The organism is Azospirillum sp. B21 (genome assembly GCF_008364825.1).
In the GTDB taxonomy this organism is placed as follows: Bacteria; Pseudomonadota; Alphaproteobacteria; order Azospirillales; family Azospirillaceae; genus Azospirillum.
This window is the reverse complement of record NZ_VTTO01000002.1, coordinates 125512-147153: the sequence shown is the minus strand read 5'-3', so window position 1 is coordinate 147153 and position 21642 is coordinate 125512. Positions and strand designations below refer to the sequence as shown.

Below are 21642 nucleotides of genomic sequence, written 5' to 3'. Positions count from 1 at the left end.
CGCCGGTCACCCGTAACGCCGGGCCAGCGCGCCCAGGGCGGTGTCGTAGGCCCGCTCCATCCGGTCGAAGCCCTCGCTCAGGTCGGGTGCCTTGCGCCGGGCAACCGTGCGGGCCAGCTGGAACTGCATCGCCTTGGCGCCCTCGGCGATGGTCCGGCAGGCCTCCTCCGCCTCTGACGGCCCGTCGAGCCAGCGGACATGGGCGCCCAGCAGCTCGAAATTGGCGCCGAGCTGGCGCAGCAGGTTGAAGGCGTAGAGGTGGAAATACTCCATCGGCCGGGACAGCAGCCGGTCCAGATGCTCCGGGAAGACGGCGCGGTAGGCCGCGATCGGGTTCTCCGCCGGCCGGCGCGCGAGGTGGCGGCGCAGAAGCGTCAGCGATGCGTCCATCAGCGCCCGGCCTTCCAGCGCCGGCTGCGCCGGCTTCACGAACTCCACATAGGGGAACAGCGGCCCGGCCGCCGCCGCCGCGACGCCCTCGTAATCGGCGCCCTCCAGCCGGTGAAAGCCGGCATTGTGGAAGTAATCCATGGACCGCGCCGCCGGGTCGATGCGGACGATGCCGACCGTGGTCTTGACATGCGTGGTGCCATAGGAGGTGCCGCGGGTGTCCGGCAGGTGGAAACCGTCGACCTCGACCAGCACCAGCCCACCCTCTGGACTGCGCGCCAGTTGCTCCACCACATGGGTTTCGACGCTGTCGTAGATCGCCAGCTCCTGCACGCGCAGGCCGTACAGCGTCTCCAGATCCTCCAGCGGCACCTTGAAGAAGGTGAACTGGTCGCCCTCGAAATCCTGGGTGACGGTGAAGCCCAGCATCGCCAGCGGGTCGAGCCCGCGGGCATGCAGCGCCTCGATCCACAGATCGACGTAGCAGTTGGTCTCCAGCCAGATCCGCTCGCCCTGGTGCAGGGGATGGCGGTCGTGGCCGTCGGGCTGGTGCCGCGTCCACATGGCGCCCGTCACCCCCACAGCACCTTGCGGACCGCCGCCGGCCAGCCGGCCGGGTCGAAGCCGTGGTGGCGGAACAGCGCCAGCGCCACCCGCTCCATCCCGAAGCCGACGCAAGCCGTGTGGGCGACGCCGCCGTCGGCGGTCCGGATGTCCCAGATATGGCCGAAATGGTCCTGGTGATAGTTGAAGCTGAGGCAGGCGGTCGGCTTCTCCGTGCTGGTGACTGGGATCAGCAGTTCGAACTTCAGCTTCTGCTCGCGCTGGCTGCTCGACAGCATGGCGCCGGCCCGGCCGAAGAAGGGATCGTTGGCGACGTCGATCTCCAGCGGCACCTCCAGCGAGGCCATCATCTCGCGCCCGCGCTCCAGCCATGTCTCGCGGAACGCCACCACCTGCTCCGGCGTGCCGATGCGGATGTATTCGCGCATGCGGAACAGCTGCATGCGGGCGGGGTCGATCGACGGCTCGTGCCGGAAACAGTAGGAGAAGACGTCGATCAGCCCGCCCTCGCCGGGCAGCGCCCCGCGCCGGGCGATGGTCGGATAGACGGGATAGCAGGCGGCCGGCGTCATCACCACGTCGGTCGCGGCCTGCTCCTCGGTCCAGTCCTGCCCCTCCTCCAAGCGGCGCAGCAGGGTGCGATGCGCCTTCTCGTCGCCGGCGAAGCTGTGGATGGTGCCGGCCAGATGGGGGAAGCTCTTCAGATACTCGCTTTCCTCGAAGTATTGGCGGTTCAGGGCCGGGGGAAAGCGCATCACCTCCGCCCCGTCGGCGCCGCCCCAGCGGGTGACCAGCGCGTCGAAACGCTCCACCACCTCCTCGAACAGGCCGCTGCGGCCATAGAGGCCGTCCACGCCGGTGGGGATCAGCAGGCCGGCCGCCACCAGCTCGTCGCGATAGGCCGCCTGTGCCGCCCCGATGTCGACCATGTTCATTCGAATGGCCCCGACCCGTCCCGCTGGACGAGAAGCTGAGTGGCGATGTGCGACATGATGCGGTCGTTGCCGATCATGAGCGCGGCGGAATGGGCATCGCGCAGGTGGCGGCCCAGGCTGTAGGGCGTATCGTTGCGGTAGCCGGCCAGCCCGCAGGTGCGGATCGCCGCCTCCACCACCTCGCGCACCAGTTCGGACGTGGTGACCTTCAGCGTTCCCATCGCGGTGGCGAAGGACAGGGTGGTGAGCAGTTCCGGCGAACCGCAGGCCAGCTCGTACTGGCGGATGGCGGTCAGGATGACGGTCTTCATCTGCTGCAGCTTCGCCGTCGCCTCGGCCAGCCGCACCGCGCAGGCCGGGGTGGTGCCGGGCTTGCGCCTGGCCTCAGACCGGACGAAGGCGCGGGCGCGGCTGACCGCGTCGGCGGCGATGCCGAGCCATGTGCTGCTCCACAGGATATGGGTCACCGGCAGCATGGTCTGGGCCGACAGGTCGGCGTAAGCCAGCGGCAGGATCTGGTCGGTGACGCCCGCCGCCTCCAGTCGGTAGCCGTCGGAGCAGGTGCCGCGCATCCCCATCGCGTCCCACAGCGTCGTCTTCTCCAGCCGGTAATCGTCCCGGGTCAGCACCACCAGCACCTGATCCGACGAGGGCGCGTCGGGATTGCGGCGGGCGGTGACCAGGATCACGTCCGACTGGTCGCCGTAGGAGATGACGGAGGCGTTCTTCGCCAGGGTGAAACGGCCCTCCCCGGTTCCCTGATCCGCCTCGACGGCGCAGACGCTGTTGCGAATGTCGCCGCCGGTCTCCGCCTCCGTCGTGGCGGAGCCGAGAAGCAGCTGTTCGGCCGCCATGCGCGCCATCAGCTCGCGGTGCCAGCCGTTGCTGCCATGATTGACCAGACAGGCGACCTGGATCTGGTGCATGGCATAGATCATGCCGGTGGAGGCGCAGCCGCGGGCCAGCGCATGGCAGGCCGCCGCCACCTCGAACAGCGAGGCGCCGCCGCCGCCGAGTTCCGTCGGCACCATGGCGCCCAGCAGGCGTTCCCGGCGCAGGGCGTCGAAGGCCTCGGTGGGGAAGCGGCTCTCCCGGTCCACCGCCTCGGCATGACGGGCGGCGATGTCCGCCCCGATGGCGCGCGCGCGGGCCGAGAGGCTCGGAGCCGCGCCGGCCGGGGCGGCGTTCACGCCTCGCCCCCGTCGATCAAGCCACGCACCGCGTCGCGGATCGCTGCAATGCTCTCGAAGGTGCGGCGGTTCAGAAGCTTTTCCGGAAACTCGACGTCGAACTGCTCCTCCAGCCCCAGCATCAGGCCGACACAACCATGAGAGGTAAGACCGGCGGCATAGAGATCATCATCGACGGCGAGCCTGCCGGCATCGACCGCCAGTCCGCCACATTCGGCCAGGACCGAACGGATACCGGCGATCATCCCGTCATCGGCACCGCCACCGGCGGTGGGGGGTAGCCCGGCACTCCCGGCCGCTTGGAGCGACGGGTTGGGAAATGGCGGGCTGGCGTCCTGCGGCATTCTTTAAATCCCTCGGAAACTTGCTGATCCCAAGCTAGCCACGCCACCCCGGTGCTTCCACTCGGCATCGGTATGGCCGTCGGGCTATCCAAGTGATCGCTTTTTCTCCGGTGGGGGTAAGCACAGGGATAACATTGGTCGATGGCCCGGATGCCTTTGGTATTGCCAGTTCGGACCATGACCCACCGGCCTAGGCCTGGGCTTGGCCGGTGCGGGTTTTGTGCGGCCGACACCATCCCGGTGGTGGCCGCCGAGTCCGAATGGATATATGACCCACGGGCAATACACTTTCTCGCCTGCGAAATTTTTCCGCTCCGGCGGCGCAAACATTCCATATGATGGAACGTCCTGTAATCTCTTTTCCTGTGAGTGGAAATTTGATTGACGGGAAATTCCCCAGTCGAAAACCATGCAAGAGCCGGTGTGACCGATCGCCGCAAGAACCTCTTGGTACTTGCAGAACCAAGATTGCAGACAATGCAGACTTGCGGCCGATGGGAGCCGCCGGCACCCGGGTGGAGCGCAGCCGCCGCCTCCGGGTGACAGCGATCACACCCGCCCCGAGGGGACCCGACGCCATGTCCACCGCCGCACCTGCCCTCCCACAGCATGTTTCAGGACCGTCCGGCAGCAATCCAATTCCGGGCAACCGGCGCCGTCTCGGCGTGCGGGCGAAGCTTCTGCTGGCCTTCGCCGGCATGGCGGCGATGACGGTGGCGGCCAGCGCCGTCGGGCTGATGTCCTTTTCCGCCGTCGAACAGCCGATGAAGCAGCTCGCCGACACCAGCCTGCCGGAGATGGAACTGGCGACCCGGCTGGCCGGCGAAAGCAGCCGCATCGCCACCGCCGCCCCGACCCTGGACGGTGCCGGAAGCCAGGAGGAACGCGAGCGCATCCAGGCCGAAACGCGCGAACGCTCCCGCGCCTTCCTGGCGCTGGTCGACGAACTGGCCGCCCGCCGCCCGCAGGACCCGCTGCTGTCGGAGGTGCGGGACACCGGCAACGCCCTGATCGCGACGCTGGACCGCGTCAATGACGGGGTCGCCGCCCGCCTGTCGCTGCGCGACCGGCGCGAGGCTGCGTCGGCCAAGCTGGCCCAGGCCTATGACGGCTTCCTCAAGACGCTGGCGCCGCTGGTGGAGGGCGCCGGACAATCCCTGCAGGACAAGGGCATGGCGCTGGACGGCGGAACCGACCGCGACATGGGGGAGCTGTCGGATGCGGTGCGGTCGATGATCGCGCTCTACGACCTGCGCGGCGGCATCGCGTCGGCGCTCGACGCCATGAACCGGTCCGGCACCGCGCCGGACGGCAAGACCATCGGCGAGCTGCAGCAGGCCTATCTGGAAGCCTCTTCCCAGGTGACGGGCACGCTCGGCACGCTGGGCGACCGGCTGCCGGCGGACATGGCGGGGAAGATCGACACGCTGTTCCTCTTCGGATACGGCAAGGACAATGTCTTCGAACTGCGCCGGGCGGCGCTGGACGGCACCGGAAACAGCGGCGAGAACAGCGGCGGGGCGGTCGACCGGCGGCTGGCGGAAAGGCTGGGCGCGGCACGGGCGCAGGCGGCCGGCTTGCTCGACGGGCTGAAGGCGCCGCTGCGCAAGGTGCAGAGCGACATCAAGCGCACCAGTTTCGACGTCCGCTCCCGCATCCAGGAGGCGACGCAGGACCTGCTGGGCCCCGGCCTGGACCGCTTCCGCACCCATCTGGAACTGTCGACCCACGGCACCGCCCTGGCCGGTGCGCTGAACGAAGCGGCGCAGGCCGCCGACGCCGCCCGGCTGGCTCTGCTGGAAAAGCGCTTCATCACCGAGGCCATCGCGCTCGACCAGCGCATCGTCAAGCTGGCGGATACCGATAAGGGCGAAGGCGCCGAGGATGCCGCCGGCAACGCGGTGATCACCGCCCTGGCCAAGGCGCTGGCCGCCTTCGGCCGGGGGGAGGACGGCATCGTCGCCCTGCGCCGGGCCGAACTGGCGGCCGTGGCCGACACCGGCCGGGTCCTGGCGGAGAACCGCCTGCTGTCCCAGAGCTTCGCCGCCACCGTCGACCGCCAGATCGCCGCCATGCGGGACGAGGCCAAGGCCGCCGTCGCCGGCACCGACGGCACCATCGCCGCCGGCCGAAACATGCTGATCCTGTTCGCCGTCGGCAGTCTGGTCGGCGCGGTGGCGCTGGCCTGGCTGGTGGTGGGGCGCCACATCGTCGCCCGCCTCAGCGCGCTGTCCGATGCCATGCGGGCCATCGCCGCCGGCGACCTGAACGCTTCCATCCCCGCCGCCGGCACCGACGAGATCGGCGACATGACCCGCGCGCTGATGGTCTTCCGCGACACCGCCAACGCCGCCCGCGAAGCCAACGCCCGCGCCGAGGCCGAACGCGGCCGTGCCGCCGGCGAGCGCCGCCGCGCCATGGTCGAGATGGCGGAGAATTTCGAGACCAGCGTTCGCGGCGTGCTGGATCGCGTGGCCCAGGCCGCCGGCGAGATGCAGGACATGGCCGAACGCATGACCCGCAGCGCCGACCTGACCGCCGGGGAGGCGACGACCGCCGCCGGCAGTTCCCAGCAGGCCGAAGGCAACGTCAAGGCGGTCGCCGCCGCGACGGAGGAGCTGTCGGCCTCTATCCAGGAGATCGGCACCCAGGTCCACGCCTCCAGCCAGATCGCCCGCAAGGCGGCGGAGGAGGCGGAGCGGACCGACCGCACGGTGGAAGGGCTGGCCCAGACCGCCGGCCGCATCGGCGAGGTGGTCGGGCTGATCCAGTCCATCGCCGGCCAAACCAACCTGCTGGCGCTCAACGCCACCATCGAAGCGGCCCGCGCCGGGGAGGCCGGCAAGGGCTTCGCCGTGGTCGCCAGCGAGGTGAAGGGGCTCGCCACCCAGACCGCCAAGGCGACGGAGGACATCTCCGCCCAGATCGCCGCGATGCAGTCGGTGACGCAGGAGGCGGTGGACGCCATCCGCTCCATCGCCGGCACCATCCGCGAGGTGAACGAGATCGCCGCCACCATCGCCGCCGCGGTGGAGCAGCAGAGTGCCGCCACCCGCGAGATCGCCCGCAATGTCGGCGAGGCGGCGGACAGCACCCAGCATGTCCGCGGCAACATCGACTCCGTCGCCGACGCCGCGCGGGAATCGGGCGAATCCGCCAACCGCGTTCTGTCGGCCTCCTCCACCGTGCAGGGCCAGTTGCGGACCCTGTCCGGTCAGGTCGATGCGCTGGTCGGAGAGATGCGGGCGGCCTGACGCCGCCGGTTCGGAGGCCGGGGGGTGGAGGGCGGGCTACGGCCCGTCCGCCAGGTCCCGCAGGGCGTCCACATTGCAGTGGAAGCGGTTAGGCCGCATCTCGTTCAGCAGACCCTGCCGCTTCAGTTCGGCGACGACGCGGCTGGCGGTCTCGGTGGTGATGCCCAGCACGGCGCCGACATCCTCCCGCCCGAAAAAGTCGCATTCACCGTGGTCGTCCACCAGGGTCAGGAACAGCCGGGCGACCCGCGCCCGCGCGCTGCCGGTGCCGAGTTCCACCAGAAAGGCGTCGGCGCGTTCCACCGCCTGATGCCAGCGCCGCATCAACTGCTGGTGCAGGTGCTGCGTCTCCTCCGACAGGCGCTGGATCACGGCACGGGGGATGCGGCAGGTCAGGACCGGATGAATGGCGATGGCGGTGTGGCGATAGGGTTCGCCCAGCGCCGCCTCCAGCCCGGCGGTATCCCCGGTGCGCAGGAGCCGGACGATGCGCTGGCCGCCGTTGGGCAGATACTGCACCAGCTTCACCAGCCCGCCGCGCACGGTGAAGAGGGCCGTCGGCTCGTCGCCGACATGGTAGAGCGCCGCCCCCGGCGCCACCGTCATTTCGTCGATGGGCAGGTGGATCAGGTTGAAATCGGATTCGGTCAGATCGGCGAAAAGCGCGGATTCCCTGATGCCGCACCCCCGGCAGTTCGCCAGCCCCCGCCACGCCGCGTTGATGCTGGTCTTCTTCACGCTCATGTCCATGGTTTTGCGGGGCGACGATGCTGTGGGTACGAACGGTGGTCGCCGGGCAGTGTGGCAGCTTTTTGGATACGTTCCAAGGATGCGGCGATCAACGCCCGCATGGGGGAACGATCACGCCACGCTCTCCGTCACCGGCTGGGTTTCGCGCGCCTCCTCGCGCAGGGTGACGGCGCCGTTGGTGCGTTCCAGGATCAGCTTGCGGCTGTGATGGGCGTCGAGCCCCACATGGTGGCCGATGGTCAGCAGGGTCGCGTTCGGCAACTCCCGCTCCATCAGCGTCAGCAACTCCTCCTCCGCCGGGGGATCGAGGCTGTCGGTGGCGTCCTCCAGGAAAATCCAGTCGGGACGGCGGATCAGCAGCCGGGCGAAGCCCAGCCGCTGGCGCTCGGGCACCGACAGCACCTCGTCCCAGCGGTCGGTGCTGTCCAGCCGGTCGACCAGATCGGGCAACCCGACGCTGACCAGCGCCTCGGCCGCCCGGTCGTCCGCCACCGACGAGGCCGGGCCGGGATATGCCAGCACCGCGCGCAGGCTGTCATGCGGCAGATAGGGGCGTTCCGGCATGAAGAAGACGCGGGTGTGGGCCGGCAGGGTGATGCGCCCGCTGCCCCACGGCCAGACGCCCGCCACGGCACGGAACAGGCGGATGGTCGCCGTCGCATCGCCGCCGATCAGCACCCGGTCGCCTGGGCGGACCTCCAGGTCGAAGGCATGGACGACGGCCGTGCCGTTCGGTTCGTCGATGGCGACGCCGCTGAAGGTCAGCGTGTGGTGCTCTTCGGAGCGCACGACCTGGATGTGGCCGTCCGGCACGTCGCAGACATCGCGGTCCAGCCGCACCAGCGCGTCGTGCAGGTTCAGCACGCGCTCCACCGACGCGCGCCATTCGGCGACGCGCGGCAGGTTGTCGATCGGCCAGGACAGCGCACCGACCGTCTGCTGGAAGGCCTGCGCCGTCTGCATCAGCACGCCCAGCGAGATGGTCCCGGCGATGTAGCGCGGGGCGGCGACCAGGATCGGGAAGGCGGCCGACAGCACCGAATAGCTGGCGCTGAACACCATCATGTGGCTGAGCGCGCGGGTCTGCCCGGTCCAGCCGCGCACCACCCCGCCGAACAGCGAGGCGAGATGCCCTCGCTCGGCCGATTCCCCATGCAGCAGTGCGATGGTCTGGCCGTTCTCGCGGATGCGGGCAAGCGCGAAGCGGAAATCCGCCTCATAACCCTGGCGCCGGTTGACTGCAGTGACCAGCGGCTGGCCGATCAGCATGGCGATGGTCGTGCCCATGGCGGCATAGAGCAGCGCCACGAACAGCAGATGGCCCGGCACCGACAGCTCGGTTCCGAACAGGGTGACGGACAGCGTGCCCGACAGCATCCACAGGATGTTGGTGAAGCTGATCAGAAGCAGAGCGCAGTAGGTCAGCGAATGGCCCAGGTCGATCGCCATTTCCGCGGTGATGCGGATGTCCTCGGCGATGCGGCCGTCGGGGTTGTCGTGTTCGCCCGGCATATAGGCGATCTGGTGGTGGCGGCCGCGGCGCAGCCAGTCCTCCAGCAGCTTGCGCGTCAGCCAGTCGCGCCAGCCCATCTGCAGCCGGCGCTTCACCCGCAGATGCAGCACGACGATGACGATGTTGTAGACGATGATCAGCCCGACCAGACCGATCATCGTCAGGAAACGGTCCATGGAGCGCTGTTCGAGCGCATCGAACAGCCGCTCGCTCCATAGATTGATCAGGACCGGGACCGACACCTGTCCGATCGTCAGCACGAACAGCGCCACGGTCAGCGCCCAGACGGTCACCCGCGACCGCCCATGCCAGTAACCGCCCGCCAGCCGGAGGAAGCGGCGGGCGAAGCCGGGTGCCCCGTCACCGATTTTGGTGTCACCGGTTTTGGTGTCGCCGGTTTTGGCGCCTCTATCGTCGGTCATGTCGGCCATCCCGGGCCTCCGCCCTCAATCCCTCACCGTCCGTATTACTAACGAATAGGACGCGCTCGGACAAAAGTACAGGGGCAGGGGCGAAGAAAGGCTTAAAGCCTCCCGGTTCTCACAACCTCGGCGAGGAAGCGGTAGCTGTCCTTCGGCGTGCGTTTCAGCGTGTCGTAATCGACGCGCACGATGCCGAACCGCTTCGACAGGCCGAAGGCCCATTCGAAATTGTCCAGCAGGCTCCAGCACAGATAGCCCTTGACGTTGCAGCCGTCGGCCAGCGCCTGCGCCACCGATTCCAGATGCTCGCGGTAGAACAGCACCCGCTCCGCATCGTGGATCTGGCCGTCCGGCGTCACCACGTCGTCATAGGCGCAGCCGTTCTCCGCGATGTAGACGGCGGGATTGCCGTAATCGGTGCGGAGCTCGGTCAGCAGGTCGTACAGCCCCTCCGGCTGCACCGGCCAGGCCATGCCGGTCCAGCGCCGGCACTGCGCCTCGCCCCAGCCGACGTCGAAGGGCCGCCCCTCCTCATGCTTCATCGTCATGCGGGAGTAGTAGTTGATCCCCAGCAGGTCGATTGGATAACGGATCGCCTCCTCGTCGCCGGGCTGCACGAAATCCGCCATCTTGTCGGCCAGCAGCGCCGGGATCTGCCCCCGCATCAGCCCGTCCAGCGCGACCCGGTTCCACACGGCGTCCCAGCGGGCGGCGGCGGCGGCATCCTCCGGCCGGTCGCTGTCGGGAACCGCGGGCTGCAGGTTCAGGACGGTGCCCAGCGTCAGGCCGGAATGCTCGGCCGCGATGGCGCGCAACGCCGCTCCCTGCGCCAGATTCTGGTGGTGCAGAGCCCGCAGGATGCCCTGTTCGCCCAGCTTGTGGCCGGGGGCATGCTCCCCTACGCCATAGCCGAAGATGGCGACCACGTTCGGCTCGTTCAGCATCATCCAGGTCTTGACCCGGTCGGCCAGCCGCGCGGTGACGATACGGGCATAATCGGCGAAGGGTCCGACGATCTCCCGCCCCTGCCAGCCGCCGGCATCCTCCAGCGGCTGCGGCAGGTCCCAATGATAGAGGCAGGCCATCGGCGTGATCCCCGCCTCCAGCAGCGCATCGACCAGCCGGTCGTAGAAATCGAGGCCGCGCGTCTCCACCGCCCCGGTTCCCGTCGGCAGGATGCGCGGCCAAGCGATGGAAAAGCGGTAGCTGTCGAAGCCCGCCGCCTTCATCAGCGCGATGTCTTCCGGAAAGCGGTGGTAATGGTCGCAGGCGACGGCGGCGCTGCTGCCGTCCATGATGCGTCCATCAGCGGTGAAGGTATCCCACACGCAAGGGCCGCGCCCGTCCTCCGCCACCGCCCCTTCGATCTGGTAGGATGCGGTGGACGCACCCCAGCGGAAATCCGGCGGAAAACTCAGCGGCTTGGCATCGGCGGCCTGGGACACGGGCTGGCTGAAGCTGTCCATTCTTATTCCTCCCACAGGGATGGTCCGTTTTCCCAAGCATGCCCCAGCCGGCCGCCCTTCGCCATGGGACAAGCACGCGATCAGGCATGGCGCGACGCGGTGGCGCAGCCGCGGGCGATTGCACGCAAGCACTGTGCGGACCTGTCCGAAGGGCGTAGCCTGTTCCCACAAGACGGCGCCCAGCCGCTCCGAATACGGAGGAAAACCACCATGCCCAACACCACCAAGATCGTCTTCATCGGAGCCGGCAGCGCCGCCTTCGGGCTCAGCCTGTTCCAGGATCTGTTCTCCACCACCGAACTGGCCGGCAGCACCCTGACGCTGGTCGACACCAACGTGGAAGCGCTCGACCGCATGGCGGCTCTGGCCGAGGTGATGAACCGCCATGGGGACGCCGGCATCACCATCGAGAAGACCACCGACCGCAAGGCGGCACTGCAGGGCGCCGGCTTCGTGCTGTGCGCCATCGCCATCGACCGCAACCGGCTGTGGAAGCTGGATTTCGAGGTGCCGAAGAAGCACGGCATCCGCCACACGCTGGGCGAGAACGGCGGTCCCGGCGGGCTGTTCTTCACGCTGCGCACCCTGCCGCTGATCGTCGACATCGTCCGCGACGTCGAGGCGATCTGCCCGGACGCCCTGTTCATCAACCTGTCGAACCCGGAAAGCCGCATCGTGCTGGGCCTGTCGCGCTGCACAACCGTGCGGACGCTGGGGCTCTGCCACGGCATCTTCCTGGCGCGCTGGTTCATCTGCCAGATCCTGGGCATGGCCGAGAAGGAGGTGGATGTCTGGGGCGCCGGGCTGAACCATTTCCAATGGCTGACCGCCATTCGCGAAAAGGCGACGGGGCGCGACCTCTACCCCCTGCTGCGCGAGAGGGAGGCGACGCACGACCCGTCCTTCACCCCGCTGGCGCGGCGCCTGTTCCATGCCTTCGGCCTCTGGGTCACGCCCAGCGACGACCACACCGGCGAGTTCCTGCCCTATGGCTGGGAGGCCGGCGAGCACGGTTTCGACTTCAAACACGACGAGGAAGGCCGCGTCATCCTGCGCGACCTGATGGACGGCGTCATCGACGGCAGCAAGCCGATCCCCGACGACTGGACCAAGCCGTCCTGGGGCGAGCGGGCGGTGGCGGTGATCGCCGGCCAACTGCACAACCAGAAGCGCTTCATCGAGAGCGGCATCGTCATCAACCGCGGCGTCATCCCCGGCCTGCCCGACGAGCTGGCGGTGGAGGTTCCGCTGGTGGCAGACGCCGCCGGCATCCACCCGATCTCGCTCGGCCGACTGCCCGACGGCATCGTCAAGCTGCTGTCGGTCCAGGCCAACGTGCAGCAATTGTCGGTGGAGGCGGCGCTGCACGGGTCGAAGGAACTGGCGCTGCAGGCCCTGCTGATCGACCCCGTCATCAACTCCAGCACCGCCGCCGTCGCCATCCTGGACGAGCTGTGGGAGGCGAACCGGCCCTATATCCGGGCGTGCCTCTGACTACACCCGCCCGCACCGGATCAGCCGGGCCGAGGCGAAGCCCAGCCCGGCGGTCAGCGCGCCGACGCCGAGGAACAGCGGCCCGAAGCCGGTGTGGGTGGAAATGAAGCCGTAAAGAACCGGCCCGATCCCCTGGCCGATGAAGAAGCTCGACGCGAACAGGGCCAGCGCCGACCCGCGGGCGGTCGGCGCCAGCTCCGTCGCCTGGGTCTGCATGGTGTTGTGCAGCATGTAGAAGCCGAAGCCGGCGACCAGGAAGGCGAGGCTCACCACCGGCCAGGGCACCGGGAAGGCGATGACCAGATAGGCCAGCCCCGCCGCCAGACCGCCGGCCTTCATCATGCCCCATTGGCCGAGCGAGGCGATCATTCGCCGCACCACCGCGCTGTAGATGACACCGCCGATGGCGAAGGCGGCGAGGGTCAGCCCGGCCTCGAAGGCGCCGGCCGCGCCATGTTCGATCAGCACCGGCGCCACGAAGGGGAAGACGCCGAAGATCAGCAGCCCTTCCGCCGCCACCGTGGCGAAGACGATCAGCGAGGCCGGGTTGGTCAGCACGGTGGCGTAGCGCCGCTGCGCATCCGCGACCGACAGAGGGGAGCGCGTCTCAACCTCGCGCGCGAGCCCGATCAGGGCGGCGACGCAGACCAGCGCGGTCAGGCCGGTCGACAGGCCGAACACCATGCGCCAGCCGAAGGCCTCGGCCAGCGCACCCGACACGGCGGACCCCGACATCTGCCCAAGGATCACCGCCAGCAGAAAGCGGCTGATGGCGATCTGGCGCTCCTCATAGGGCACGCGGTCGCCGATCAGCGCCATCGAGACCGGAACGACGCCTCCGGCGAACGCCCCGGCCAGGATGCGCCCGGCCATCACCGTGCCGTAGGTCGGCGCGATGGTGGACAGCGCCAGCCCGACCGTCAGCAGGGCCAGCGCCAGCCGCACCAGCCGTGACTTGCCGATGGCGTCGCCGACCGGTCCCAGCACGATCTGCATCAGCGCAAAGGGCAGCGTGTAGGCCGACGCCAGCAGCGCCGCCTGCCGCACCGTCACTCCGAGGTCGTCGGCAATCAGCGTCAGCATCGGATCGGTGGTGCGCAGGGAAAAGGCGCTGGCGAACCCGGCGAGGCCGAGCAGGAAGATGAGACGCATGGATGGCCCCCGAACGGCGGCGATGAAGGTTCAAGACCTTAACCGGATCGGCCGCAGGCGTACCGCAGTGCGACCGTGATGGCAGGCATGCGTGCGCCACGGGATCATTCGTGTACGACATTACCTGGCACGTAATCGATTCAGGTCCCCCGGCCGGGCGATCCTGGGTTCGCCGGGACAATCCGGCGGATCGACAAGGGAGCAAGGAAATCATGGGCTTCATTCGGACCGACGACGGCGTGCGCCTGTTCTATCGCGATTGGGGCGGCGAAGAAGGTGCCCGCCCCATCCTGTTCGTGTCGAGCTGGTCGCTGACCTCTGACGCCTGGGCCTATCAGATGGCCCCGCTGTCCGAGCAGGGATGCCGCTGCATCGCCTTCGACCGCCGCGGCCATGGCCGGTCGGACGAGTCGCGGTCCGGCTACGGCTTCGACCGGCTGGCCGACGACATCGCCGCCCTGATGGACGGGCTGGATTTGCGGGACGTGACGCTGGTCGGCCATTCGATGGCGACGGGCGAGATCGTGCGCTACCTGACCCGCCACGGCGCCGGGCGGGTAAAGGGCGTGGTGATGGTGGGCACCATCACGCCGCTGATGGCGAAAACCGACGACAATCCCGACGGCGTAGACCCGGCATCGTTCGAAACCTTCCGGTCGGAACAGCTGCTGCGCGACTTCCCCAAATGGCTCGGCGACAACATCGATCCATTCGTGAACGAAGAAACAACGGCGGAGATGAAGGGATGGGTCACCGGGATGGCGCTGCAATCCTCGCTGAAGGCCTTGCTGGAGTGCCACCGCGCCATCACCTCGGCCGATTTCCGAGAGGAGTTGCCGGCCATCGCCGTGCCCACCCTGGTCGTGAATGGCGACCGCGACGTGACCACCCCGCTGTCACTCGCCCGGCGCACGGTGGCGCTGATGCCGAATGCCGCCCTGTCGCTCTATGAGGGGGCTCCGCACGGCCTGTTCCTCACCAATCGCGACCGATTCAACGCGGAACTGCTGGCCTTCGCCCGCGGATGACGGCAACGATAGCCGTCAATATGGGTTCGGAGCCAAGTCCCATGCCCCGTGACACTCCTCAGACCACCGCGCGCAACGGCAGGGCTCCGGCCCCGCCGCCGATCGGCGCCCTGCTGCGGTCCTGGCGCCAGCGCCGCGGCCTCAGCCAGCTCGACCTCGCCTGCGAGGCCGACATTTCCACCCGGCATGTGAGCTTTCTTGAGACCGGCCGCTCGCAGCCGAGCCGCGGCATGCTGATCCATCTGGCCGAACGGCTGGACGTGCCGCTGCGGGACCGTAACGCGCTGCTGGTCGCCGCCGGTTTCGCCCCGGTCTACAGCGAACACAGCCTGGACAACCCGGCGATGGAGGCGGCGCGCAAGGCGGTCGACCTCGTGCTGACGGGGCACGAACCCTTCCCGGCGCTGGCGGTGGACCGGCATTGGCACCTTCTTGCAGCAAACCGGGCGGTGGCGCCGCTGCTGGAAGGGGTTTCGGCCGAACTGCTGACCCCGCCGGTCAACGTCCTGCGCCTCAGCCTGCATCCCGACGGGCTGGCCGGCCGCATCGGCAACTGGGCGCAATGGCACGAGCATGTGCTGTGCCGCCTGACCCGTCAGATCGAGGCGAGCGCCGATGCGACGCTGGTGGCCTTGCGCAACGAGTTGCAGGGCTATTCAGCCCCGCCCTCCGCCGCTCGTGCTGACGGCGGCGTGGAAGGGCACCATCCCGACGTGGTTGTGCCCTTGCGCCTGCACACGTCCTTCGGTTTGCTGAGCCTGTTCAGCACGACCACGGTCTTCGGAACGGCGGTCGACGTAACCCTGTCGGAACTGGCGATCGAGGCGTTCTTTCCGGCCGATGCCGAAACGGCGGACAGGCTGCGGCGGGCGCTTGCTGAGATCCCCTCTCCCCCCGGGGAGAGGGTTAGGGTGAGGGGGAGAGCGCGGCGAGGATTTTCGGGATAGCCACGCTGTGCATCCCCCCTCACCCCGACCCTCTCCCCGGGGGGGAGAGGGGGATTTCCCCCTACAAACCCTCAGCTCATCGCCACGAGGCTGGCGTTGCCGCCGGCCGCGGTGGTGTTGGTGCTGAGCGAGCGCTCGTTCATCAGCCAGGCGATCTCCACCCCTTCGCCGCCGGGCGGCATGCCCTGGGTCAGGATGATGGGGCCGGGCAGTTCGGCGATACGGCGGCTGGCGGCCAGCAGGCGGGCGGAATCGCCCTCCACCAGCGCACCGGCCAAGGCGCCGAAGGACAGCCAGTTCGCGCTCACCCGAACACGTGCGGCAAGCTCCGCCGGCAGAGTCTTCAAGCCGGCGGTGACGGCGCCGTCGCCATCCACCACCACCTCGTTGCCGGTGGCGAGCGCCGCCCCCAGCAGGCGGTACAGCCCGTCCTCCGTCTGCGGCAGCAGCAGGATGCGGCCGCGCGGGATCAGGCTGTAGACGTTGCTTTCACCCACCGGGCCGGCCAGTTCGACGCTGCCGCCGACAGGGGAGCGCTTCGCCAGTGTCCGCACGTCGGTGGCGATGTCCGCCTTGCCCTGGTCGGACAGCCAGTCTGCAAGGAGGTGAGCCGCCGCACGTACGGCGTCGCTGCCGCGCAAGCCCAGGTCGAGACACGGACGTACGGACAGCAGACGCGACAGGTACAGCGGACCGCCGGCCTTCGGGCCGGTACCGGACAGGCCGTGGCCGCCGAAGGGCTGTACGCCCACCACTGCACCGATGGTGTTGCGGTTGACGTACAGGTTGCCGGCCTCGATCCGGCTGGTCACCCGGTCGATGGTGGCGTCGATGCGGGTGTGCAGGCCGAAGGTCAGGCCATAGCCGGTGCCGTTGATGGCATCGACCAGCCGGTCGAGATCGTCGCGGCGGAAGCGCAGGACATGCAGGACCGGGCCGAACACTTCGCGCTCCAGGTCGGCAATGCCATTGATCTCGATGATCGTCGGCGCCACGAAGGTGCCGTTGGCGGTCTCCGCCGGCAGCGGCAGCGACTCCACCCGGCGGCCCTTGGCCCGCATCGCCTCGATGTGGCGGGCGATGCCGTCACGCGCTTCCGCGGTGATGACCGGGCCAACGTCGATGGCCAGACGGTCCGGGCTGCCGATGCGCAGCTCCCGCATCGCGCCCTTCAGCATGGTCAGCGTGCGGTCCGCCACATCCTCCTGCAGGCAGAGGATGCGCAGGGCCGAGCAGCGCTGCCCGGCGCTGTCGAAGGCCGACGCGACGACGTCGCCGACCACCTGCTCGGCCAGGGCGGAGCTGTCGACGATCATGGCATTCTGGCCGCCGGTCTCGGCGATCAGCGGGATCGGTGCGCCGTCCGGCGACAGCCGTTCGGCCAGCTGGCGCTGGATCAGGCGGGCCACCTCGGTGGAGCCGGTGAACATCACCGCGCGGGTGCCGGCATGGCCGACCAGCGCCGCGCCGACCTGACCGGCACCGGGCACCAGTTGCACCGCACCGGCGGGCACGCCGGCGGCGCGCAGGATGCGAACCGCTTCCGCCGCAACCAGCGGGGTTTCCTCTGCCGGCTTGGCCAGCACCGGGTTGCCGGCGGCCAGCGCCGCGGCGACCTGACCGGAGAAGATGGCGAGCGGGAAGTTCCACGGGCTGATGCAGACCACCGGCCCCAGCGGCAGATGGGTGTCGTTGCCGAAGCCGTCGCGGACCCGGGCGCCGTAATAGCGCAGGAAGTCGATGGCCTCGCGCACCTCGGCGATGGCGTTGGCGGTGGATTTGCCGGCCTCGCGGATGATGAGGCCGAGCAGGGTCGGCATGCGCGCCTGCATCTCGTCGGCGGCACGGAACAGGCAGGCGGCGCGCTGGGCCGGCGGGGTGGCCGCCCAGACCGGTGCCGCCGCCTCGGCAAACAGGAAAGCGTCGGCAATGTCGGCCGGAGTGGCTTCGACGCATTGCCCAACGACGTCCCGATGGTCGGCCGGGTTCAGCACCGGCTCGGCTTTACCCCGGCGCTCGCCATCCGCCAGCAGCGGAGCGGCGGTCCAGGCGATGGCGGCGCTGTCGCGCAGCGCGGCGGACAGGTCGGCCAGCGTGGTTTCGTTTGACAGGTCGAGGCCGGCGGAGTTCGCCCGCTCCGCCCCAAAGAGATCCTTGGGCAGGGCGATCAGAGGATTCTTCTCGCCCACCGGCAGGGCGGCGCGGGCCTGCGCCACCGGGTCGGCGACCAGATCGTCGATCGACACGCTCTTGTCGGCGATGCGGTTGACGAAGGAGCTGTTGGCGCCGTTTTCCAGCAGGCGGCGGACCAGATAGGCCAGCAGGGTCTCGTGCGTGCCGACCGGGGCATAGACGCGGCAGGGCCGCTTCAGCGGACCGACCACCTCCTTGTACAGCGGCTCGCCCATGCCGTGCAGGCACTGGAACTCGTACTGGCCGACCTTGAACTCGCCGTTCAGGTGCGCGGCCATCCGGTAGATGGTCGCCAGCGTCTGGGCATTGTGGGTGGCGAACTGCGGGAACACCGCGTCGGGCGCCGACAGCAGCCGGCGGGCGCAGGCTGCATAGGACACGTCGGTGTGCAGCTTGCGGGTATAGACTGGGAAGTCCTCCAGACCATCGACCTGGGCGCGCTTGATCTCGCTGTCCCAATAGGCGCCCTTCACCAGACGCACCATCAGCCGGTGGCCGCTGCGCCGGGCCAGATCGACGACGAAGTCGATGACATAGGGGCAGCGCTTGCCATAGGCCTGCACGACGAAGCCAATGCCGTTCCAGCCCTTCAGATCCGGGTCGAAGCACAGCGATTCCAGCAGGTCGAGCGACAGCTCCAGCCGGTCGGCCTCCTCGGCGTCGATGTTCAGGCCGATGTCGTAGCGGCGGGCCAGCCGGGCCAGCTCGGTGACGCGCGGCAGCAGCTCCGCCATCACCCGGTCCGCCTGGGCACGGGAATAGCGCGGGTGCAGGGCCGACAGCTTGATCGAGATGCCGGGGCCGTCATAGATGCCACGCCCGGCCGAAGCCTTGCCGATGGCGTGGATCGCCTTCTCATAGTCGGCGTAATAGCGGTCGGCGTCGGCGGCGGTCGTCGCCGCCTCCCCCAGCATGTCATAGGAATAGCGGAAACCCTCGGCCTCCATCTTGCGGCTGTTGGACAGCGCCTCGTCGATGGTCTGGCCGGTAACGAACTGCTCGCCCATCATCCGCATGGCCATATCGACGCCGCGGCGGATCAGCGGTTCGCCGCCGCGCAGGATCAGCTTGGTCAGCGCGGAGGACAGGGCCTGCTCGCCGCCGAAGCCGTCGCCCAACACACCCGTGACCTTGCCCGTGACCAGCAGCCCCCAGGTGGCGGCGTTGACGAACAGCGACGGGCTGTTGCCGAGATGGGCGCGCCAGTCGCCGCCGGCGATCTTGTCGCGGATCAGCGCGTCGCGGGTGGCGCGGTCGGGGATGCGCAGCAGCGCCTCCGCCAGGCACATCAGCGCCACGCCTTCCTGGCTGGACAGGCTGTATTCGTGGATCAGCCCCTCCACCCCGCGCCCCTGCGGCTTGGCGCGCAGCGCCGCGATCAGCGACCGCGCGGTCTGGGCCGCAGCCGCGGTCACCTCGGCCGGCAGCGTCGCCTGTTCCACCAACCACGCCACGCAGTCCGGCTCCGGCCGGCGGTAGGCGGCGGTGATCGCCTGACGCAGCGGACCGGCCGGACGAACGACGGGGGCGAAGGCGGCGAAGGGGCCGGTTCCGCTGGAGAGGGTCGGCTCGGTGGCGGGGGCAACGCTCGGGTCGGTCATCTGGTTCATCGCGTAGCTGGCTCTGGTCGGGGGGGCGTGGAGCGGCGGCTTCGGAAAGCCCATGTCCGGCGGGTTGCGGAGGTCGATCCGATGCCTGTCAGGCTAACCGATTTTCCGACATCCTTTCCAACTGGTATTTGCGCCATCTTACCGATTTAAATTCTGAATATGCGCGATCATTCGGAACAAACTGTGAGCATGACACCGAAATTCCAGAACATCTGGCCTGTTCTCGAGACCTCCCAGCCTGCGCATTCGTTTTTGCCGAACAAATGTCGGCGATACAGCCCTGTCGCCGACGCCTCAGCGGAAGCGATAGCCTTGATTCCGCAGATTCGTCGGGATGAGGGGCAGAGCGCCCGAACGGCCGGGATTCAGCCCTTCAGCGGCTTAGGCCGGCTGTTTTCCGGCGGCTTGCGCACAGGGACCGGCGGCGCGGCCTTCTCCATGCCGCTCTCCCCCAGATAGGTCTGCGCCGCGGCGACGACGGACCGCCAGGGACGTTCCAGCGGGAATTGCGGCCAGCCGCCGGCGAACAGGCCGGAGATCATCCAGCCCGCCATCAGCGTCACCGCCAACTGTTCGGAAAATCCGCCCGTCTTCAGCACCGGCAGGGCGAAGTTGCGCCGCCGCTTAATCGGCCACAGCAGCGGCAGCCCGGCCGGCGTCAGCAGGTCGCCGGCCAGATGGGTGAGATAGCCGACGATGAAGGGGATCAGCAGGTGCTGATAGGCCGCGTGCTCATGCAGAACCCACAGGCATCCGCCGATGGCAAGGGCCGAATGGGTGACGCCGCGATGTCCGAAGATGTTGGAGACCGCCGTGGACAGCGGCTTCACCATCTGTCCCAGAGTCGATTTCGGATGATCGATGTCCGGCGCCAGCGCCCCCAGAATCGCCGCGCCGAAGGCGACCGGGTCGAAGGTCATCCCGTACCGGTTCGACAGGTAGAACCAGGTGGCGCCACCGACGATTATGTGAGAGGACGCCATCACCGTCGGTCACCGGGGGCCTTAAGCTGGTCTCTGTCGGAACGTGGTCTGCGCCAAGCCCGAATTGGGGGTAGCATGACTTTAGGATATTCTTCGCCTCCAGAACAATATCGCAAGCAGGACCGAGGGATTCCCTAAACGCATAACCTCCATGCGTTCGGCAACGGTGGGTTGCCGGATGGCGCCGCTCCGGCGGTCATTTGCGCTTGTTCTCCGATTGAGTCGCCTCGATCTCGTCCAGCACGGCATCGGGGGCGACATCCTGGCGAATGACATCCAGTTCCGCGTCGACCTCCGTCTTCACCCCCAGATGGTCGGCGATGGAGGCGGCCAGCGTCACCAGCCGGGTCAGTTCATGCTCGGCCAGCAGGCTGATCTGCAGGTCGAGATCGGCGCGCTTGTCCGACACCGAGGCCATGCGGTTCTGGCTGATGAGGACGAAGGTGGACAGGAAGATCGCCTCCACCGACGCGATCATCGCCAGCACGACGAAGGACGGGTCCCACGGCTTGACGATCGGGATCCAACCCAGATTGATCAGGATCCAGCCGCCGAACAGCACCAGATGCAGGTAGACGAAGCGCATGCTGCCGGTGAAGCGGGTGATCGCATCGGCGATACGGTCCTGAAGCGTGGCCTCCACCTCCTCCCGCTTGCGGCGGGCCTGAAGCGCCTGGATGTTGCGCTCCAGCACGGCACTGAGACCGGGGGTCTGCGGCGGCGGGTATGTCGGTGGGCCGCCGCTGCGCCCGGCGCCGGCGGCGGTCTGCGAGAAATCTGCCATCGTTGGATCTCCATGCTCCGCGGCGGCCGTCCGGGCGCTGCCGCCCACCGCCGCCAACCGACAACCGCGGCCCCTGACGACCGTTCCGGCCCCTCGCCGTCCGACCATGTCCGGAACTCCCGACCGGACGGCATGTTGGCCGAAGGGCGAACACCAACCGGGAGGTCAGCATGAACAAGGACCAGGACCAGGATCAGGATCGCGACCGGCAGGTCTCCAACGCCGACAGCCCCAATCCGGGCGCACAGGGTGGCGGGCCGGTCACCCCCGGCCGGGCCGGCCAGGGCATGGGTGTCGGAACCGGCAGTGCGGACGACCTGCCGCACACCGTCGGCGGCGGACCGTCGACCACCGTCACCATCGGCGAGGGCACCGGACAGCGCCGCGACCTGCCGGACCAGCACGCCGCCCCGCCGACCCCGAAGGACAATGCCGGCAAGCGTCCGCGCAACCGGGAGGAAGGCAAGCCGGGTTGACCGTCGTTTGATACCGGCGAGCGCTTCAGCGCACCCGTTCAGGCCCTCGCCGGAATCCGGCACTTGCCCGGGGCATCGGTCGAACCGTGACCTAATGATGGCTCCGGCGCACGGAAATGTTTCGTCCACACAATGGCATTAATCCTG

The 21642-nt window shown here is 68.7% G+C and carries 16 protein-coding genes; 5 read left to right on the top strand and 11 right to left on the bottom strand.

What is annotated here, in order from left to right; all coding sequences use genetic code 11:
• Positions 1-6 precede the first annotated feature (6 nt).
• From FZ983_RS05465 to FZ983_RS05450, 4 genes are read right to left on the bottom strand one after another with little or no spacing between them, the layout of a single operon-like run.
• The gene (locus tag FZ983_RS05465; protein WP_247883597.1) at positions 7-966 is read right to left on the bottom strand and encodes a DUF1839 family protein; all 960 of its coding nucleotides are present in this window, start codon (positions 964-966) and stop codon (positions 7-9) included.
• Complete coding sequence (locus FZ983_RS05460; protein ID WP_149222575.1) at positions 963-1889, bottom strand: amino acid--[acyl-carrier-protein] ligase; 927 nt, start codon at positions 1887-1889, stop codon at positions 963-965. The genes FZ983_RS05465 and FZ983_RS05460 overlap by 4 nt, the downstream gene beginning before the upstream one ends.
• Positions 1886-3079: an acyl-CoA dehydrogenase family protein gene (locus FZ983_RS05455; RefSeq protein ID WP_149222574.1), complete on the bottom strand. Its 1194-nt coding sequence runs from the start codon at positions 3077-3079 to the stop codon at positions 1886-1888. The genes FZ983_RS05460 and FZ983_RS05455 overlap by 4 nt, the downstream gene beginning before the upstream one ends.
• Positions 3076-3423, bottom strand: a complete 348-nt coding sequence (locus FZ983_RS05450) for an acyl carrier protein (protein WP_282186991.1) — start codon at positions 3421-3423, stop codon at positions 3076-3078. Before FZ983_RS05450 ends, FZ983_RS05455 begins: the two co-directional genes overlap by 4 nt.
• A gap of 578 nt (positions 3424-4001) precedes the next feature.
• On the opposite strand from FZ983_RS05450, the gene FZ983_RS05445 reads away from it, so the two are divergent.
• Positions 4002-6677, top strand: a complete 2676-nt coding sequence (locus FZ983_RS05445) for a methyl-accepting chemotaxis protein (RefSeq protein ID WP_247883596.1) — start codon at positions 4002-4004, stop codon at positions 6675-6677.
• 36 nt (positions 6678-6713) lie between these two features.
• Here FZ983_RS05445 and FZ983_RS05440 read toward each other — a convergent pair whose 3' ends face one another.
• The 3 genes from FZ983_RS05440 to FZ983_RS05430 form a co-directional block, all read right to left on the bottom strand.
• Positions 6714-7421 (bottom strand): Crp/Fnr family transcriptional regulator, encoded by a 708-nt coding sequence (locus tag FZ983_RS05440; RefSeq protein ID WP_343206336.1) that lies wholly within the window; start codon positions 7419-7421, stop codon positions 6714-6716.
• A 117-nt stretch (positions 7422-7538) separates the two neighbouring features.
• Entirely contained in the window at positions 7539-9362 is a 1824-nt protein-coding gene (locus FZ983_RS05435) for an ABC transporter ATP-binding protein/permease (RefSeq protein WP_247883595.1), read from the bottom strand.
• A 101-nt stretch (positions 9363-9463) separates the two neighbouring features.
• Positions 9464-10828 (bottom strand): GH1 family beta-glucosidase, encoded by a 1365-nt coding sequence (locus FZ983_RS05430; RefSeq protein WP_149222570.1) that lies wholly within the window; start codon positions 10826-10828, stop codon positions 9464-9466.
• Positions 10829-11038: 210 nt separating this feature from the next.
• On the opposite strand from FZ983_RS05430, the gene FZ983_RS05425 reads away from it, so the two are divergent.
• On the top strand, positions 11039-12322 hold the full coding sequence (locus tag FZ983_RS05425; protein ID WP_149222569.1) for an alpha-glucosidase/alpha-galactosidase: 1284 nt from the start codon (positions 11039-11041) through the stop codon (positions 12320-12322).
• Here FZ983_RS05425 and FZ983_RS05420 read toward each other — a convergent pair whose 3' ends face one another.
• Entirely contained in the window at positions 12323-13474 is a 1152-nt protein-coding gene (locus tag FZ983_RS05420; protein WP_149222568.1) for an MFS transporter, read from the bottom strand.
• Between the two features lie 212 nt (positions 13475-13686).
• Here FZ983_RS05420 and FZ983_RS05415 point away from each other — a divergent pair, with 212 nt between their 5' ends.
• Both FZ983_RS05415 and FZ983_RS05410 read left to right on the top strand, forming a co-directional pair.
• Positions 13687-14502, top strand: coding sequence for an alpha/beta hydrolase (locus FZ983_RS05415; RefSeq protein WP_149222567.1), 816 nt, complete (start codon positions 13687-13689; stop codon positions 14500-14502).
• A 41-nt stretch (positions 14503-14543) separates the two neighbouring features.
• Positions 14544-15449, top strand: a complete 906-nt coding sequence (locus tag FZ983_RS05410; RefSeq protein WP_149222566.1) for a helix-turn-helix transcriptional regulator — start codon at positions 14544-14546, stop codon at positions 15447-15449.
• Between the two features lie 71 nt (positions 15450-15520).
• Here FZ983_RS05410 and putA read toward each other — a convergent pair whose 3' ends face one another.
• The 3 genes from putA to FZ983_RS05395 all read right to left on the bottom strand — a co-directional run bounded on the left by putA (position 15521) and on the right by FZ983_RS05395 (position 21019).
• A complete protein-coding gene (putA, locus tag FZ983_RS05405) occupies positions 15521-19243 on the bottom strand; it encodes a trifunctional transcriptional regulator/proline dehydrogenase/L-glutamate gamma-semialdehyde dehydrogenase (protein WP_149222565.1) in 3723 nt (1240 codons plus the stop codon).
• A gap of 374 nt (positions 19244-19617) precedes the next feature.
• Positions 19618-20235: a metal-dependent hydrolase gene (locus FZ983_RS05400; protein WP_149222564.1), complete on the bottom strand. Its 618-nt coding sequence runs from the start codon at positions 20233-20235 to the stop codon at positions 19618-19620.
• 196 nt (positions 20236-20431) lie between these two features.
• Positions 20432-21019: a DUF1003 domain-containing protein gene (locus tag FZ983_RS05395; protein WP_149222563.1), complete on the bottom strand. Its 588-nt coding sequence runs from the start codon at positions 21017-21019 to the stop codon at positions 20432-20434.
• A gap of 170 nt (positions 21020-21189) precedes the next feature.
• On the opposite strand from FZ983_RS05395, the gene FZ983_RS05390 reads away from it, so the two are divergent.
• Positions 21190-21495 (top strand): hypothetical protein, encoded by a 306-nt coding sequence (locus tag FZ983_RS05390; protein WP_149222562.1) that lies wholly within the window; start codon positions 21190-21192, stop codon positions 21493-21495.
• Positions 21496-21642 lie beyond the last annotated feature (147 nt).